General features: G+C 61.0%; 10 protein-coding genes. 4 read left to right on the top strand and 6 right to left on the bottom strand.

Annotated features, from left to right (window positions below; all coding sequences use genetic code 11):
• Positions 1-243: 243 nt before the first annotated feature.
• Entirely contained in the window at positions 244-5,019 is a 4,776-nt protein-coding gene (locus BS629_RS08195) for an NAD-glutamate dehydrogenase (protein ID WP_018244139.1), read from the top strand.
• A gap of 27 nt (positions 5,020-5,046) precedes the next feature.
• Complete coding sequence (locus BS629_RS08200) at positions 5,047-6,435, top strand: MFS transporter (RefSeq protein WP_018244140.1); 1,389 nt, start codon at positions 5,047-5,049, stop codon at positions 6,433-6,435.
• A gap of 140 nt (positions 6,436-6,575) precedes the next feature.
• Here BS629_RS08200 and purH read toward each other — a convergent pair whose 3' ends face one another.
• The 4 genes from purH to htpX form a co-directional block, all read right to left on the bottom strand.
• Positions 6,576-8,192, bottom strand: coding sequence for a bifunctional phosphoribosylaminoimidazolecarboxamide formyltransferase/IMP cyclohydrolase (gene purH, locus BS629_RS08210; protein WP_077988100.1), 1,617 nt, complete (start codon positions 8,190-8,192; stop codon positions 6,576-6,578).
• 200 nt (positions 8,193-8,392) lie between these two features.
• The gene (locus BS629_RS08215; RefSeq protein WP_077988101.1) at positions 8,393-10,066 is read right to left on the bottom strand and encodes a heparinase II/III family protein; all 1,674 of its coding nucleotides are present in this window, start codon (positions 10,064-10,066) and stop codon (positions 8,393-8,395) included.
• A 216-nt stretch (positions 10,067-10,282) separates the two neighbouring features.
• A complete protein-coding gene (locus BS629_RS08220; RefSeq protein ID WP_018244143.1) occupies positions 10,283-11,671 on the bottom strand; it encodes an RsmB/NOP family class I SAM-dependent RNA methyltransferase in 1,389 nt (462 codons plus the stop codon).
• Positions 11,662-12,624 (bottom strand): zinc metalloprotease HtpX, encoded by a 963-nt coding sequence (gene htpX, locus BS629_RS08225; protein ID WP_018244144.1) that lies wholly within the window; start codon positions 12,622-12,624, stop codon positions 11,662-11,664. The genes BS629_RS08220 and htpX overlap by 10 nt, the downstream gene beginning before the upstream one ends.
• Before the next feature lie 110 nt (positions 12,625-12,734).
• On the opposite strand from htpX, the gene BS629_RS08230 reads away from it, so the two are divergent.
• Positions 12,735-12,959: a DUF1674 domain-containing protein gene (locus BS629_RS08230; protein ID WP_018244145.1), complete on the top strand. Its 225-nt coding sequence runs from the start codon at positions 12,735-12,737 to the stop codon at positions 12,957-12,959.
• A gap of 96 nt (positions 12,960-13,055) precedes the next feature.
• Here BS629_RS08230 and acs read toward each other — a convergent pair whose 3' ends face one another.
• Positions 13,056-15,011: an acetate--CoA ligase gene (acs, locus tag BS629_RS08235; RefSeq protein WP_018244146.1), complete on the bottom strand. Its 1,956-nt coding sequence runs from the start codon at positions 15,009-15,011 to the stop codon at positions 13,056-13,058.
• Positions 15,012-15,243: 232 nt separating this feature from the next.
• Here acs and BS629_RS08240 point away from each other — a divergent pair, with 232 nt between their 5' ends.
• A complete protein-coding gene (locus BS629_RS08240; RefSeq protein ID WP_007632151.1) occupies positions 15,244-15,948 on the top strand; it encodes a DUF1013 domain-containing protein in 705 nt (234 codons plus the stop codon).
• Between the two features lie 79 nt (positions 15,949-16,027).
• Here BS629_RS08240 and BS629_RS08245 read toward each other — a convergent pair whose 3' ends face one another.
• Positions 16,028-16,963 (bottom strand): flagellin N-terminal helical domain-containing protein, encoded by a 936-nt coding sequence (locus tag BS629_RS08245; RefSeq protein ID WP_018244147.1) that lies wholly within the window; start codon positions 16,961-16,963, stop codon positions 16,028-16,030.
• Positions 16,964-17,084: the final 121 nt, after the last annotated feature.

Here is a 17,084-nt window from a genome sequence, read left to right on the forward strand (position 1 = left end):
TGATCTTTTTGACGCCACGCTGTCAACCATTCTTCATGCGAGCGTGGAAATGTTCGCCGGGACGAAAAACCGGGAGACGGGACTTTCCCTTTCGTTTGGCGACGAAAGCGGAAAATCTCTTACAATTTCTCATTTCCAGCGCCAAAAAAGCATCAAAACAATCCTTCGGACCGCTCTTTTAGAGATTTTTTCGAAGAATCTTCTGCTAGCTTGCGAAAAATCAGACATTGAGGGAGGCGATCCATGGCTGCCAGAAACAATCCGAAACGGGAAAAGCAGATCGAAAGCGCGCGCAAGATCGCCAAGGCGACGGGTGAAGCGCATCTCGATCCGGAAATTCTCTTCGGCCGGGCAAGCAATGACGATCTCGAACTCTACACGCCTGAGATGCTGGCACTCTCCGCCGTGCATTCGGCAAAGGAGCTCGCCGCCTGGAACGGTAAGGTGCCTCGTGTCGGCATCGACACCATTGCCGATGTGACGCCGGATGGCATCGCGGTCTCGGTGCTTTCAGTCACCGACCAGAACATGCCTTTTCTTTTTGAATCGGTCATGGGCGAAGTGACAAGCACCTATCGCGACCTGTTCATGGCCGTGCATCCCATCCTGATCATGGAGAAGGGCAAGGCGCCGGCGCTTTATTCCGCCGATCACCCAAGCGATCCGGCCAACCGCGTCAGCCATATCCAGCTTCATATTGCGCCGCTCAATTCCGCCCAGGCCGCCGATCTCGTCAAACGCATCGAAAAAGTGCTCGAACAGGTCCGCCTGTCGGTTTCCGACTGGAAGCCGATGCTTTCCAAGATCGACGGAGTGATCGCAGAGCTTGCGGCCAATGGCGCCAGCCGGAAGAAGGCCGATCGCGACGAAGCCGTCGCTTTCCTGACCTGGCTGCGCGATGAGAATTTCACGTTCCTCGGCATGCGGGAATATGTCTATTCCGGCAAGGGGAGCGATGCCAAGGTCGAGCGGGACAAGGGTGCTGGCCTCGGCATTCTCTCCAATCCCGATGTTCTGGTGCTGCGCACCGGCAAGGACGCCGTAACGACAACGCCTGAGATCCTTGCCTTCCTCGACGGCCCCGACTTCCTGATCGTCACCAAGGCGAATGTGAAATCGATTGTCCATCGCCGGGCCTATATGGATTATGTCGGCGTCAAGCGCTTCGACACTGAGGGCAACGTCACCGGCGAACTGCGCATCGTCGGCCTCTTCACCTCGACGGCCTATACGTCGCTCGCCTCCGAAATCCCGCTGCTGCGTTCCAAGATCGAGAAAGTGAAGGAACATTTCGGCTTCGACCCGATGAGCCATTCCGGCCGCATGCTCGACAACACGCTGGAATCCTATCCGCGCGACGACCTTTTCCAGATCGACACGACGCTGCTTGCAAGTTTTGCCGAACAGATCAACGACTTGGCCGATCGGCCACGCGTGCGCGTCCTGCCACGAATCGATCATTTCGACCGCTTCGTCTCGGTGATCATCTACGTGCCGCGCGAGGAATATGACTCGATCGTACGCGAACGGATCGGTACCTATCTGAAGACTGTCTATGACGGCCGTGTCTCTGCCTATTACCCGGCTTTCCCGGAAGGGGGCGTGGCGCGCGTGCATTTCATCATCGGCCGCTCGGGCGGCAAGACGCCGCGCATCCCGCAGGCAAAGCTCGAGCAGGCGATCCGCGAGATCACGGCCCGCTGGGACGACCGTTTCGAGGCGCTGGCCGGGGCCAAAGCGCCGAAGATATCCGTCGACCAAGCCTTCCAGGATTCCTTCACCCCGGAGGAAACCGTGGCCGACCTCGCCGATATCGGCGCCTGCGCCGCCGGCGAGCCGCTTCGCATTCAGTTCTACCATCGCCAGGAGGCACAGGGCCGCACCCTTTCCTTGAAGATCTTTCACGCCGGCGGCCAGCTAGCGCTGTCGCGCCGAGTGCCGCTCCTCGAGAATCTCGGCTTCAATGTCGTCAGCGAACGCACCTTCGACATCGGGGTGCCTGCCGCTGATGGAGAAACCAAACTCGTCGTGCTGCACGACATGGAGCTCGAGGCCCGCAACGGCGGCGAAATCGACCTGCAGCGTTACGGCGCCGCCCTCGAGGAAGCCTTCGTCGCCGCCTTCGCCGGCACGATCGACAATGACAGCTTCAACCGGCTGATCCTTTCGGCCGGGCTCTCGGCGCGCGAGACGAACGTTCTGCGCGCCTATGCGCGTTATCTCCGGCAGGCCGGCATCGCCTATTCGCAGGATTATATCGCAACGACTCTCGACAAATATCCCGGTGTCGCCGCTGCTATCTTCCGTCTCTTCCATGACACCCTCGACACCAGGCTTTCGGAGAAGGCTCGCGTGAAGAAGCTTGCCGAATTGCATCAGGCGATCGAGACCGAGCTTGCAAACGTGCCAAGCCTTGACGACGACCGTATCCTGCGCCGCTACGTCAATATCGTCGATGCGACGCTGCGCACCAATTATTTCCAGAAGAACCCGGACGGCTCGCCGAAGCCGATGCTGGCCTTCAAGCTCGATCCGCATCTGGTGGACGGATTGCCGCAGCCAAAACCCTTCCGCGAGATGTTCGTCTATGGCGTCGAAGTCGAAGGCGTTCACCTGCGTTTCGGCAAGGTGGCGCGCGGCGGCCTTCGCTGGTCGGATCGCGCCGAGGATTACCGCACCGAAGTGCTCGGCCTCGTCAAGGCCCAGCAGGTCAAGAACGCGGTGATCGTGCCGGTGGGCGCCAAGGGTGGTTTCTATCCGAAGAAGCTTCCTGTCGGCGGCAGCCGCGACGAGATCTTCAATGCCGGCCGTGAAGCTTACAAGACCTACATCCGCACGCTGCTTTCAATCACCGATAATATATCGGGCGCCGATATCGTGCCGCCGAAGGATACGGTCAGGCTCGACGGTGATGACCCCTATTTCGTCGTCGCCGCCGACAAGGGCACTGCGACCTTCTCCGACACCGCCAATGCACTGGCACAGGAAGCCGGCTTCTGGCTGGACGACGCCTTTGCCTCCGGCGGCTCGGCCGGTTACGACCATAAAAAGATGGGCATCACTGCCCGCGGCGCCTGGGAAACCGTGAAACGCCATTTCCGAGAAATGGACATCGATATCCAGACGACGCCCTTTACCGTCGCGGGCGTCGGCGACATGTCGGGCGACGTCTTCGGCAACGGTATGCTGCTCTCTCCCAAAATCCGGCTCATATCAGCCTTCGATCACCGCGACATCATCATCGACCCCGACCCCGATATGGAAAAGACGCTGGCCGAACGCCAGCGGCTCTTCGACCTGCCGCGTTCAAGCTGGCAGGATTTCGACAAGAGCGCGCTGTCGAAGGGTGCGATGATCATTTCCCGCGCCGCGAAATCGGTCACGCTGACGCCGGAAGCGGTTGCCGCGATCGGCATCGACAAGGCCGTAGCCACCCCCTTCGAGATCATGATGGCGATCCTGAAGAGCCCGGTCGACCTGCTCTGGTTCGGCGGCATCGGCACCTATGTGAAAGCGCCGTCCGAAACCGACACCGAAGTCGGCGACCGCGCCAACGACCCGATCCGCATCACCGCGGTGGAAGTGCGCGCCAAGGTGATCGGCGAAGGCGCAAACCTCGGCGTTACCCAGAAGGGCCGCATCGCCTACGGTCTGAAGGGCGGGCGCTGCAACTCCGACGCCATCGACAACTCGGCCGGCGTCAACACCTCGGACGTCGAGGTCAACATCAAGATCGCGTTGGCAGCCGCCATGCATGACGGGCGCCTGACGCGCGCAAAACGCGACCAGCTTCTTTCTTCGATGACCGGCGAAGTGGCAACCCTGGTGCTGCGCAACAACTACCTGCAGTCCCTGGCGATCTCACTGACGGAACGCAAGGGCACGGCAAACGGTCTGCAGCTTGGGCGCTTCATGACTGTGCTCGAGGGCGCCGGCCAGCTGAACCGCAAGGTCGAGACGCTGCCGGACGACCAGACCCTTGCCGAACGCTATACGGCCGGCAAGCCGCTGACGCGGCCGGAAATCGGCGTGCTGGTATCTTATGCCAAGATCGTGCTCTTCGACGCGCTGGCCGCAAGCGATCTGCCGGACGATCCCTATTTCATCGCGACGCTTTTGAATTATTTCCCTGTGAAGATGCAGAAGTCGAATGCCGGCGATATCACCAGTCACCGCCTGAAGCGCGAAATCGTCGCGACCGTGCTTGCCAACGAAGCGATCAACCGTGGCGGACCAAGCTTCACCGTCGCCATGATGGACGCGACGGCAGCTTCGGCACCGGAAGTGGTGCGCGCCGCAATCGTTGCCCGCGACGGTTTCGACCTGACCCGGCTCTGGGCCGAAACCGACGCTCTCGACGGCAAGGTTTCCGGCGATATGCAGAACCGGATCTACGAGGAGATCAGCCATAGCTTTACCGTTCTGACGCGGCTGCTCTTGAAGACCGGCATGACCAAGGCGGATATGGCAGAAGTGATTAGCCGGCTGCAGGCCGCTCTGAAGAAACTGAAGCCTGCCTTCGCCGAACAGTCGGCTGGCGATGCCGCCCCGCGCCAAGCGGAATATAGCCAGGCGGGCGTGCCCGAGAAACTCGCGGCCGAGATCGCCAACCTGCAGAGCTTCGCGCTGGTGCCTGAGATCATGCAGATTGCCGAACGCACCGGCGAGCCCCTGGTGCGCGCCGCCGAAAACTATTTCGCGGTGTCGCAGACCTTCCGTATCGGCAGACTGCTGGCGGCCGGCGGGCGGATCCTCACCTCAGACCATTACGAGAATTTGGCGCTTGCCCGCAGCATCGACCAGATCGCCAGCGCAAGGCGCGACATCGTCATCTCGGCCCTTTCCGATCACGGCAAGGAAAAGCTTCCCGTTCAAGCCTGGCACGCGCAGGATCGCATCCGCATTAACCGCATCCTCGAGGAGCTTTCAAGCCTCAGCGACGGCGGCGATCCCAATCTCGCGCGTATTACCGTTGCTGCAGGTATCCTGACCGATCTTGCGCGCGACCGGGCGAGGTGAGACAGTCCGCGTCAAAAGAAGGAGCGGATGTTGAATCGCATTGACTGGACAGGAACGCAACCGCCGAAGGCCACGGAGAAGGGCATCTGGGGGTGGATGTTCTTCGATTGGGCAGCACAACCCTTCTTCACCGTGGTCACAACCTTTATCTTCGGACCCTATTTCGTTTCCCGCCTGACCGATGACCCGGTTTCCGCGCAGACGACGTGGAGCAATATGGCGACGATCTCCTCGGTGATCATCGCCCTGCTCTCACCCGTCCTCGGCTCGATCGCCGACCAGTCCGGCGCACGCAAACCCTGGATCGGCTTCTTCGCGATCATCAAGATCGCCAGTCTCTTCTGCCTGTGGTTCGCAGCCCCCGGTTCGCCTGTTGTCTATCCCGTCATTTTCATGATCCTCGCCTCGATCTCGGCTGAGTTCTCGATCGTCTTCAATGATTCGATGATGCCGCGTCTGGTCGGAAAGCACGAGGTCGGCAAGCTCTCCAACACCGCCTGGGGGCTCGGTTACCTCGGCGGCATAATCGTGCTCATCGCCGTCGTGACGCTTTTGGCGGCGAGCCCCGAGACCGGCAAGACCATCCTCGGTCTCGATCCGCTATTCGGTCTTGATCCTGAGACCGGCCAGGATGCACGTATCACCGGGCCGATCTCAGCCGTCTGGTATCTGATCTTCATCCTGCCGATGTTCTTCTTCACGCCGGACGTCGGCAGGGGTCTTCCCTTCGGCACCGCCGTCCGCTCCGGCTTGCGGGAACTCAGAAACACGCTTGGCGAACTCAGAGAACGCCGCGGCATCCTGACATTCCTCATTGCCCGCATGATCTATCAAGACGGCGTCAACGGCCTGCTGATCCTTGGTGGTATCTTCGCGGCCGGCATGTTCGGCTGGGCGACGATCGAGATCGGTATCTACGGCATCATCCTGAATGTTGTCGCGATCTTCGGCTGCCTGATCGCCGGCCGCGTCGATAGGAGCGTCGGTTCGAAGGTGACTGTCGTCATCAGCCTCAGCATGCTGCTTCTCGCCACGATCGGCATCATCTCGACAGGACCGGGTTACACCCTGTTCGGACTGATGCCGCTGCCGACGGCCGATTCCGGCGGCCTTTTCGGTACTGCGGCGGAAAAGGCCTATATCCTCTACGGTCTGCTGATCGGGCTCGCCTTCGGGCCGGTGCAAGCCTCGTCGCGCTCCTATCTCGCCCGCAGCGTCAGTCCGGAGGAAGCCGGCCGCTACTTCGGCATCTATGCACTTTCGGGCCGCGCCACGAGTTTCATGGCGACGCTGCTCTTCTCGCTGATGACCTATATGAGCGGATCACCGCGGCTCGGGATGGCAACGCTGATCCTGTTTCTTGCCGGCGGACTGGTGCTCTTGTTCCGCACACCCTATCCGGCCGATCGGGCATAGCAATCAGCTCTGCCCTGGCCGGCGGCTACAGCGCCGGGCGTCTTTTAAGACGCGCAAAGGACGCTGTAGCACTTTGAGTTGCTGCATAATTTCATCCTCAAATCGATTTCGATTTAAAGGAATTATGCAGTCACAATCACTCAGTGCCGGAAATGGCGCATGCCGGTAAAGACCATTGCGACGCCGTGTTCGTTGGCGGCATCGATGACTTCCTGGTCGCGCATCGAGCCGCCCGGCTGGATAACCGCTGTCGCCCCTGCGGCGATCATCGACAGAAGACCGTCGGCAAAAGGCAGGAAGGCCTCGGAGGCGACCGCCGAGCCGTGTGTCATCGGCACTGCAAGGCCAAGCGCCTTGGCTGCCTCTTCGGCCTTCAGCGCGGCGATGCGGGCGGAATCGACGCGGCTCATCTGGCCGGCGCCGATACCGGCGGTCTGGCCGTCCTTGGCATAGACCACGGCATTCGATTTTACATGTTTGCCGACCTTGAAGGCAAACTTCATGTCATCAAGTTCCCGTGCCGTCGGCGCGCGTTTGGTGGCGACCTTGAGTTCCAGATCCTCGACCATGCCGTTGTCGCGGCTCTGGACGAGCAGGCCGCCGGAAACGGTCTTCGCCGTCAGGCCCGCCGCACGCGGATCGGGCAGGCCACCAGCGGACAATAGCCGCAGGTTCGGCTTACGGGCGACGATCGCCTTTGCCTCCTCCGTGACATCGGGCGCGATGATCACTTCGGTGAAGAGCTTGACGATCTCCTCGGCCGTTTCGGCATCCAGCGTCCGGTTGAGCGCGATAATGCCGCCGAAGGCGGAAACGGAATCGCAGGCGAGCGCCCGCTGATAGGCCTCGACCAGGCTGGATCCGGTGGCGACGCCGCAGGGATTGGCGTGCTTGATGATCGCGCAGGCCGGCGCCTTCTCAGGCAGGAACTCGGCGACGAGTTCGTAGGCGGCATCCGTATCGTTGATGTTGTTGTAGGAGAGCTGCTTGCCCTGGAGAAGAGCGGCCGTCGAAACACCCGGACGCTTCTCGCCGGTCACATAGAAGGCAGCCTTCTGATGCGGGTTTTCGCCGTAGCGCATCTCTTCCTTCAGCGCGCCGCCGATCACCCGGTGACGCGGCGTGTCGATCGACAGCGCCTCAGCGAACCAGTTGGAGATCATTGCATCATAGGCGGCGGTGCGGGCATAGGCCTTGGCGGCCATACGCTGACGGAAGGCATAGGCGGTCTTGCCGTCATCTGCGGAAAGCTGCTCCAGCAGCTCGGCATAATCGGCCGGATCGGTCAAGGTAGTCACATAGGCATGGTTCTTGGCCGATGCGCGGATCATCGCCGGACCGCCGATGTCGATATTCTCGACGGTCGTCGGATAGTCGCCGCCGGCCGCGCGCACCTCCTCGAAGGGATAGAGGTTGATGACGGCGAGGTCGATGCCCTCGATGCCGTGTGTTTTCATCGCATCCTGGTGTTCGCCGTCGTCACGGATCGCCAGCAGGCCGCCATGCACCATTGGGTGCAACGTCTTGACGCGTCCGTCCATGATCTCGGGAAAACCGGTGATTTCGGAGACATCGGTGACGGCAAGTCCGGCCGCAGCGATCGCTTTATAGGTGCCGCCGGTCGAAAGCAGGCGCACACCTCTGGCAGACAAGGCGTGGGCGAGTTCGACGATCCCGGTCTTGTCGAAGACGGAGATGAGCGCGGTCTTGATTTCGACCTTGTCGGGGGCGGGGATCTTCTTGGAAATGACGGCCATGAAACCTTCTCCGTTCGGGCTTCGGGAGGACATCCGCAAGGGATGTTCGCATGCTGGCGCCGCGTTAGCACAGGTTTGCCGCCGCGCAAACAGGCGTCAGAGCAGATGACGAAAAGCACGAGCCATTTTTGGATGGCATCATACCTTGCTTCCTTGCTGTGATCCCAATCTTTGGCCACTCGGCCTAAAATCCTCCGCCTCTAGCTTTTACGAGATAGGAACCAGCGGATTTCCGTCTTTTCGGCAAGATCGAAGTCGATTTCGATCTGGTCCGAACCGCAGATGCCGGAGCTGTCGGCAAAGAAGATGTCCTCAGCGATCAGCACCTCATTGCCGGGCGCCGAAAACAGCCAGCTTTCGCCGTCCGGCGCCGTCAGCAGCACGGACTCCCCGTCACTCTGATGCAGGACGATCGAGGGATGGATATGAAAACGGGCGACAGCCTTCAGAGGTTCGTCATGCTCATATCCTTCGCGGACAACGAGCCGGTCGCGGCCTGTCACGATCGAGCCTGCGGCATTGAGTGTCAGCTCACGCTCGTGCAGCACCCCGAACACCCTGAGATAGCCGTCATGGGTGAGCTTGATGCCGTCGCGTCCGTCCTCGGTTTCGGCGCGCTCGACAGTGATGGTTCTCACCGGTTCGGTGATCGCGTGACTAAGGAAGGGTGAGGGCGAAAAACGGCTGGACGACGTGTCGTTGAGGATGACGGTGGAATGCGCCGCCGTCGTGCGCGCCATCTGGACATAACGATGCCCGGCAAATTTCGGCGAACCGGAATTGACGATGAACCGATGACGGCCGGACGACATCTCGAAGGAGAGGCTGCCGGCATGCACGGTCCGAAGTGCGCCTCCCGAAGGCGGCGTGCCGGTATCGGCAATAATCACCGTCTTTCCCCCGGAAAGCCGCTGATAGCGCGACTGCGGCAAAGCCTTGAACGGCTGACCGGCGGTCTCGTCATATCGCAGCACCGACATCAGCTCGTTTGCGAGCGTCGAGGTCGCCCCGTTGAACAGCGCCAGGTCCCCGTCCTGATGGCGAAAGAACCGCAATGCCGGATACATCCGGTCTATGCCGGAGATCAGCTTCTGCGGCAGGTCATGGCCGAGATTGACATAGGTCTGCCTGAGCGGCAGCAGATCGAGCAGCAATTCCAGCCCGACGCGCGGATTGCGCGAGACATGGCCGCCATCTGATAGAATCTGGCTATCGAATTCGCGGTCGAGTGCCTGCGCCGCCCTTCTCAGCGTGGAGGCGCGCGCCGGCATGGCGACGGAGGCCATGGCGAGCGCGATACGCAGCCGAAACAGCTCCAAGCCGCCGAGGGTGAACGGCGCCATGCGGTGCAGGAACCTCACCTGGAACGCCAGCGACTTCATGAAGCGGCGATAGAAGCCGCGGTCGGCGTTCTGCAGCACCACCGGCGAATGCGACAGCCAGGCGATAACGCGTTGGGCGGTGACGTCGATCTCCCAGGCAATCCCCTCCATGCGACCGGCATGGATAGAAAGCCAGCTGTCGACGATCGCGCGGGCCGCAGCCGAACTACGCTCCGTCTTGTTCGCCCGCATATGCCGCAGCCAGCCGAAGCTGTGAAGACGCGTCGCGAAGGGGCGCGAGGGCAGGGTGAAGGTGAAGGGCGACTTTCCGTTCGTTTCCAGCATGCGCCCGGCCAGGAGAAACCGTCCGTTGAGGATTTCGTCGGCCACATGTGGATCGATGCTGCGGAGATCGGTCGGCGCGACGATCAGACGCTCGGGCACCTTGATCGAATGACGAAAGAGCTTCAGGCGCAGCAACGCGACGCGGCGCAAGGCGCGCCGCCAAGCCTCCCGAACATACATGCTCGCAAAACGCCGACCGGACTGCATATTCTATTGTCTATTGACCCTCGTGGTTAAGAATAGGTGAAAAGCGGCCGATTTCATCGTCCACAATGAATTAATTCGTGACAAGGTTCGAATATACGCAAATTAACGCGTTTCGCCTGAAATCGTGGGGACGGTTTTGCAAAAGGGCATGCGTGACCCGAGGCTATGAAGCACCTCGTATAATGCAGGCTCGCCGCGCGCGCTCAAGCCTTGCAATCAGGCCACGCGCCGCAGCACAGCCGCATAGAAGCCGTCGAGGCCGGAGCCGATGCCATCAGGCATTTTCAGCATGGTGGGAAGCGTACGGAATTCGCCGAGCGGCGTAATCGCCGCCTCAAGGCCGGGCCAGTCGCCGGCGCCGATCGGAACGCGCTCGACCGCATCCGTATCGGAAAGAACACGGGCGACGACTTCCTCACCCTCGACAGGATCGAGCGAACAATTCGAAAAAACCAGTGTGCCGCCCGGCTGCAGCAATGTCAGCGCATGACGCAGCAACCGCTCCTGCAGCGCCGCCAGCCGGGCGATATCCTCAGGCCCCTTGGTCCACAACACGTCAGGGTGCCGGCGTGTCGTGCCGGTGGAAGAGCAGGGAGCGTCGAGCAGGATCGCATCGAAGCGTTCCGCCGGCTCGAATGTCGTCAGGTCTGCCGCAATCGTCTCCGCCTTGAGGCCGAGCCGGTCGAGATTCGAGCGCAGCCGTCTCAGCCGGCTTTCCGACTGGTCGAGTGCGGTGACTGCGCCGCCGGCCAGGATGAGCTGCGCCGTCTTGCCGCCGGGCGCAGCACAGAGATCGGCGGTGCGTTTGCCGGAGAGATCGCCGAACAGCTTGGCCGGGATGCTTGCTGCCGCATCCTGCACCCACCACGCGCCCTCATCGAAGCCTTCGAGCGAAGGAATGCCGCCGTCGAAGGCGGCGAGCCGCACGCCGCCCGTGGGCAGGACGACGCCGGTAAGCCGCTTCGCCCAGCCTTCCGGGTCGGACTTGACGGTCAGATCGATTGCGGCCGGTTCGAGCTGGGATTCCGAAATCGCCAGCGCCGCGTCCCGGCCATAGGCCTTTTCCAACCTGGCGATGAACCAGGCCGGCATCGGCGCGACCTTGCCGATCGCATCAAGCACCTGCTCCTTCTCGCGGCCGAGCCGGCGGAGGATGGCATTGACGAGCTTGGCGAAACGGCGATTGCGTGGATCCAGATTGGCCTGCTCGACGGCAAGATCGACAGCCGAATGATCCGGCACATCGAGATAGAGGATCTGCGCCGCCCCGATGGCGAGCACGTGATGCAGCGCCCTTGCCCCCTCCGGCAGCGGCGAATCCAGCAACGCGGCAATCGCGGCATCGATGCGCGGCAGATGGCGCAGCGTCGTGTTCAGGATGGCGCGGACGAGCGCCCGGTCGCTTTCGCCGAGCGCCCTATAGGCCGGATTGCCGTGTTCATGATCGAGAGCGCCGTCGAGCGGCAGCTTGCGGTCGACGACGGCTGCAAGAATTTTTGCCGCCGCTGCCCGGGCCTGCAGGCCTGGCTTATCAGGCGCAGATCGCTCGGTGGCGGGCTTATGCTTGCGGAATGGCTTCTTCGTGCCGTCTGAATTCAAGACCACGGACCTTTTGGCGGTTGCGAACCACCGCGACCAAGACCCGTATCCGGAACAGAGCGCGATTTGCGCGACGGATTAGCAGTACGAGCCTGCGACGTCGAGACATTCATGCCGCCTTGCGCCATGTCGTGCAGCGCAGCGATGCGGTTTTCCGTATTCGGATGGGTGGAAAACAGATTGTCCATGCGCTCGCCGGAGAGTGGATTGATGATGAACATATGCGCCGTCGCCGGGTTGCGCTCGGCATCTTCGTTCGGCACGTGAGCAGCGCCGCGCGCGATCTTGCCGAGCGCCGAAGCGAGCCAGAGCGGATTGCCGCAGATCTCGGCGCCGCGGCGGTCTGCCGAATATTCGCGCGTGCGGCTGATCGCCATCTGCACCAGCATGGCAGCGAGCGGCGCCACGATCATCGCGACGATGACGCCGACGAAGCCGAGGGGATTGTTGTTGTTCTCACGGTTGCCGCCGAAGAAGAAGGCGAAGTTGCCGAGCATAGAGATCGCGCCGGCAAGCGTTGCCGTGATCGTCATCGTCAGCGTATCGCGGTTCTGAATGTGCGCCAGTTCATGCGCCATCACGCCTGCGACTTCCTCAGGAGACAAGGCGCTGAGCAGGCCGGTCGAGGCGGCGACGGCTGAGTTATCGGGATTGCGGCCGGTGGCGAAGGCATTCGGCTGCGGGCTGTCGTAGAGATAGACCTTCGGCATCGGCAGGCCGGCATTGCGGGCGAGATCGCGCACGATCCGGAAGAATTCCGGCGCATTGCGCTCGTCGACCTCTTGCGCGCGATAGGCCGAAAGCACCATCCGGTCGGAATTCCAGTAGGAGAAGAAATTCATGCCGGCGGCAATGACGAATGCGATCATCATGCCGGCCCGACCGCCGATCAGGAAGCCGACAAACATGAAAAGCGCCGTCATGAAGGCAAGCAACATGGCAGTGCGAACGAGGTTCATTGCGGATCTCCATCTCCGATTTCGGCGTCACAAGCTTTTAATCCCGGCACCGGCACATTATGATTTGGTTATTCACCAGCCATTTTCAATATTTCCGGCAGGAGACGGCCATGCAGGACGCCGATAACGACAATAGCGAAACGCCGATGGCCGAGGGAACGGAGCCGCCGCGTAGGATGCTGTCCCCGGCTGCCAGACGCGCCCTTGCCGAAGCCGAGGAGCGGCGAAAGAGCCAGAAGCCGCTGGAGCTGCCGGCGGAGATCGGCGGCCGCGGCGGAGCCGAGCCGGCGCGCTTCGGCGATTACGAAATCAATGGCCGAGCGATTGATTTCTAAGTCAATATTCCAATTGGCGTCTTACGATCGGAATAGCCGAGAATCCGGCTAACTAACGAGCGAGCCGCTCCGGACGGGCCGGAGCGGCTCGATATGTCAGGCGGTGGCCTTGTTTTGCCGGTTGGCGATCAGATCGTCGACGACGGCCGGATCGGCAAGCGTCGAGGTGTCGCCGAGAGCACCGAAATCGTCTTCGGCGATCTTGCGCAGGATGCGGCGCATGATCTTGCCGGAGCGGGTCTTCGGCAGGCCGGGCGCAAACTGGATCTTGTCAGGCGCAGCGATCGGGCCGATTTCAGCACGAACATGTTTCACCAGTTCCTGGCGAAGCGTATCCGATCCCTCGTGACCGGACATCAGCGTCACGTAGCAATAAATGCCCTGGCCCTTGATCGGATGCGGATAACCGACGACTGCGGCTTCCGAAACCAGGTTGTGAGAGACAAGCGCGGATTCCACCTCTGCCGTACCGAGCCGGTGGCCAGAGACGTTCAGCACGTCGTCGACGCGGCCGGTGATCCAATAATACCCGTCCGCATCGCGCCGGCAGCCGTCACCGGTGAAATACTTGCCCTTGTAGGTGGAGAAATAGGTCTGAATGAAGCGCTCGTGATCGCCATAGACCGTGCGCATCTGACCTGGCCAGCTGTCGGTGATGCAGAGATTGCCGTCGGCCGGGCCTTCCAGCACCTTGCCCTCATTGTCAACAAGCTGCGGCTTGATGCCGAAGAACGGGGTTGTCGCCGAACCGGGTTTCAGATCGGTGGCGCCAGGCAGCGGCGTGATCATATGGCCGCCGGTTTCCGTCTGCCACCACGTATCGATGACAGGGCAGCGCTTGTCGCCGACGACATTGTAATACCACTCCCAGGCCTCGGGATTGATCGGTTCGCCGACCGTGCCGAGCAGGCGCAGCGAAGAACGCGAGGAGCGCGTGACAAATTCGTCACCGGCACCCATCAGCGAGCGGATTGCCGTCGGCGCAGTGTAGAAGATGTTGACCTTATGCTTGTCGATGACTTCCCAGAAACGGCCCTGATCCGGGAAATTCGGCACGCCCTCGAACATCAGCGTCGTCGCGCAGTTCGCGAGCGGCCCGTAAACGATATAGGAGTGACCGGTGACCCAGCCGACATCTGCCGTACACCAGTAGACGTCACCGTCGTGATAGTCGAAGACATATTCATGCGTCATCGCCGCATAGACGAGGTAACCGCCCGTCGTGTGCAGCACGCCCTTCGGCTTGCCGGTCGAGCCTGACGTATAAAGAATGAAGAGCGGATCTTCCGCCTTCATCTTCACCGGCGGGCATTCCGCCTTCACCGTGGCGATCTCCTGATGATGCCAGAGATCGCGGCCCGGCGCCCAGCCGGTCTTGCCGCCGGTGCGGCGAACGACCAGCACCTTGCTGACCCTGACATGCTGTCGAGCGGCGATATCGATCGCCGTATCGGTATTGTCCTTCAGCGGCACCGGCTTGCCGCCGCGCACGCCTTCGTCGCAGGTGATGACGAAGGTGGATTCGCAGTCGACGATGCGCCCCGCCAGCGCCTCCGGCGAGAAGCCGCCGAAGACGACCGAATGCACCGCCCCGATGCGGGCGCAGGCAAGCATCGCATAGGCCGCTTCCGGGATCATCGGCATGTAGATGGTAACGCGATCACCCTTCTTGACCCCGTGCTTCTTCAACACGTTCGCCATCCGGCAGACATGCTCGTAGAGCTCGTTATAGGTGACCTTCTTGTCGATATAGGGGTTGTCGCCTTCCCAGATGATCGCCACCTGGTCGCCATTCGTTTTCAGATGGCGGTCAATGCAGTTGTAGGAGACGTTTGTCTGACCGTCCTCGAACCACTTGATCGAAACCTTGCCGGTAAAGGAAGTGTTCTTGACCTTGGTATAGGGCTTGAACCAGTCGATCCGCTTGCCGTGCTTGCCCCAGAACTTGTCCGGGTTCTCGACGCTTTCCTCGTACCATTTCAGGTACTTTTCCTTATCGATCAGGGCGCGCGCCTTCACCGGCTTCGTGACCGGATAGATCTTCTCGGACATGCAACTCCTCCTCATGGGACATGCGACGGGCCGCGTGAGCTAGGAAGGGCCCGGACTTGAAATCACGGCAATTCATAGCAGTTCGCATCGCCACGGCAATTAGACAAAGGTCATTTCATTTCGGAAGAATTGCAATTATGCGACAGTGCGGTTATATAGCGGCATATTTCCCGGACATTGTGGTGACAATCCACGGACCGCGACCGGCGCGGACGATAGAAGGACTATATCCATGGCTCAAACACTGCTCATGCCGAAGGCGACCGCCATCTGGCTCGTCGACAATACGGCACTGTCTTTCGATCAGATCGCGCAGTTCTGCAAACTGCATCCGCTCGAAGTCAAGGCGATCGCCGACGGCGAAGCGGCGCAGGGCATCAAGGGCCTCGACCCGATCTCGACAGGACAGCTTTCCCGCGACGAGATTGCCCGCGCCGAGGCCAATCCGAACCACAAGCTTAAGCTTTCCGAACCGAAGGTGCGCGTGCCGGAATCCAAGCGCCGCGGTCCGCGTTATACGCCGGTTTCCAAGCGGCAGGACCGCCCGAACGCCATTCTCTGGCTCGTTCGCAACCATCCGGAGCTGAAGGACGCGCAGATTTCCCGCCTGGTCGGCACGACCAAGTCGACCATCGAGCAAATCCGCGAGCGCACCCACTGGAACTCCGCCAACCTGGCGCCGATGGATCCAGTAACGCTCGGCCTCTGCAGCCAGATCGATCTCGACATGGAAGTGGAAAAGGCCTCCAAGGGCCGTCCGCTGCCGACCGCCGCCGAGCTTGGCGCGACGCTGCAATCGGCACAGGAGACCGAGCGCCTGACCCCGAGCTACGAGCGCGAGGAGGAAAAGGAAAAGGAAATCGACGCCGATGCCGTCTTCCGCAAGCTGAGCTCACTGCGCTCGGCCCCGAAGGACGAGGACGACGATCAGTACTGAGATATCAGCGATTTCATGAAAAACCCCGCCGGTATGAGCTGACCGGCGGGGTTTTTTGTTGCAAATTGCCTGTTTCGAATTAGCTGCGGAACAGGGTGAGAATGTTCTGCGCCGAGCTGTTGGCGATCGAGAGCGACTGGACGGCGAGCTGCTGCTGCGTTTGCAACGCCGAGAGCTTGCTTGATTCCTCTTCCATATCGGCATCGACCAGGCGGCCGACGCCGGAGTCGATCGAATCGTGAAGGCCGCTGACGAAAGTTTCCTGCAGCTGAATACGGGTCGAGATCGAGCCCAATGCCGAGCCCGCGGCGGTCATAGCGCCGAGAACCAGTTCGACACCGGTCAGGGCTGCGTCAAGCTGACCCTGGGTGAAACCGGTGATGTCGAGATCATATATTGACGCCATGACGATGACGGTGCCGCCATAGGTTCCGTTGAAGGCCGTGCCGATGATGCCGCTTGATGTCTCGATTGCACCGGTGCTCGTCATGCCGAAAAGCACGTTTCCAAGCGAGCCTGAATCGAGCACATAGTCCGTCATCTTGACGGAGACGGCATTGCTGCCGTCGCGAACGAAGGACGAAACGACGCTCTTCGTGCCGGAGGCGCCGGCAACCCAGTTTTCGCCGGAGAAGGACGCCGATTGTGCGATGCTGAGCAGCTGCTCCTGCAGCTGGTCGAGTTCTTGCTGGATCTTCGTCTTGTCGACGCCCTTTTCCGTGGCGGCGACGATCTTGGCCTTGATGTCGCTGACAACATCGAGCGCGCTGTCCATAGCCGAATAGGCCGTGTCGACCTTGGCTGCGCCGAGACCGAGCGCGTCGGAGACGGCCGAAAGCGCCTTGTTGTCAGAACGCATGGTCGTAGCAATCGACCAGTAAGCGGCATTGTCAGCCGCCTTTTCGACACGATAACCCGATGAAACGCGACCCTGGGTGTCCTTGAGGCTATCGTTTACGCCGCGCAAAGTCTGCAGCGCTGCCATGGCAGCGTTGTTGGTAAGGATGCTTGTCATGATCCGTTCCACAATCGTTGAGAAAGGGGCAATCCGGACTAGGCCGGTAACGGCGACCGCGTCATGCAAAGCCTGCTATGCAAGCCATTGCCGTTAACAAATGCTTGCATCAACATGGTTA

The sequence above is a fragment of the Rhizobium leguminosarum bv. viciae USDA 2370 genome, from assembly GCF_002008365.1.
GTDB lineage: Bacteria > Pseudomonadota > Alphaproteobacteria > Rhizobiales > Rhizobiaceae > Rhizobium > Rhizobium leguminosarum.

What these genes read in the sequence shown, in the direction of transcription:
- BS629_RS08195 (WP_018244139.1), top strand. Translation starts at nt 244, where the DNA reads ATGGCTGCCAGAAACAATCCGAAACGGGAAAAGCAGATCGAAAGCGCG.
- BS629_RS08200 (WP_018244140.1), top strand. Translation starts at nt 5,047, where the DNA reads ATGTTGAATCGCATTGACTGGACAGGAACGCAACCGCCGAAGGCCACG.
- purH (WP_077988100.1), bottom strand. Translation starts at nt 8,192, where the DNA reads ATGGCCGTCATTTCCAAGAAGATCCCCGCCCCCGACAAGGTCGAAATC.
- BS629_RS08215 (WP_077988101.1), bottom strand. Translation starts at nt 10,066, where the DNA reads ATGCAGTCCGGTCGGCGTTTTGCGAGCATGTATGTTCGGGAGGCTTGG.
- htpX (WP_018244144.1), bottom strand. Translation starts at nt 12,624, where the DNA reads ATGAACCTCGTTCGCACTGCCATGTTGCTTGCCTTCATGACGGCGCTT.
- BS629_RS08230 (WP_018244145.1), top strand. Translation starts at nt 12,735, where the DNA reads ATGCAGGACGCCGATAACGACAATAGCGAAACGCCGATGGCCGAGGGA.
- acs (WP_018244146.1), bottom strand. Translation starts at nt 15,011, where the DNA reads ATGTCCGAGAAGATCTATCCGGTCACGAAGCCGGTGAAGGCGCGCGCC.
- BS629_RS08240 (WP_007632151.1), top strand. Translation starts at nt 15,244, where the DNA reads ATGGCTCAAACACTGCTCATGCCGAAGGCGACCGCCATCTGGCTCGTC.
- BS629_RS08245 (WP_018244147.1), bottom strand. Translation starts at nt 16,963, where the DNA reads ATGACAAGCATCCTTACCAACAACGCTGCCATGGCAGCGCTGCAGACT.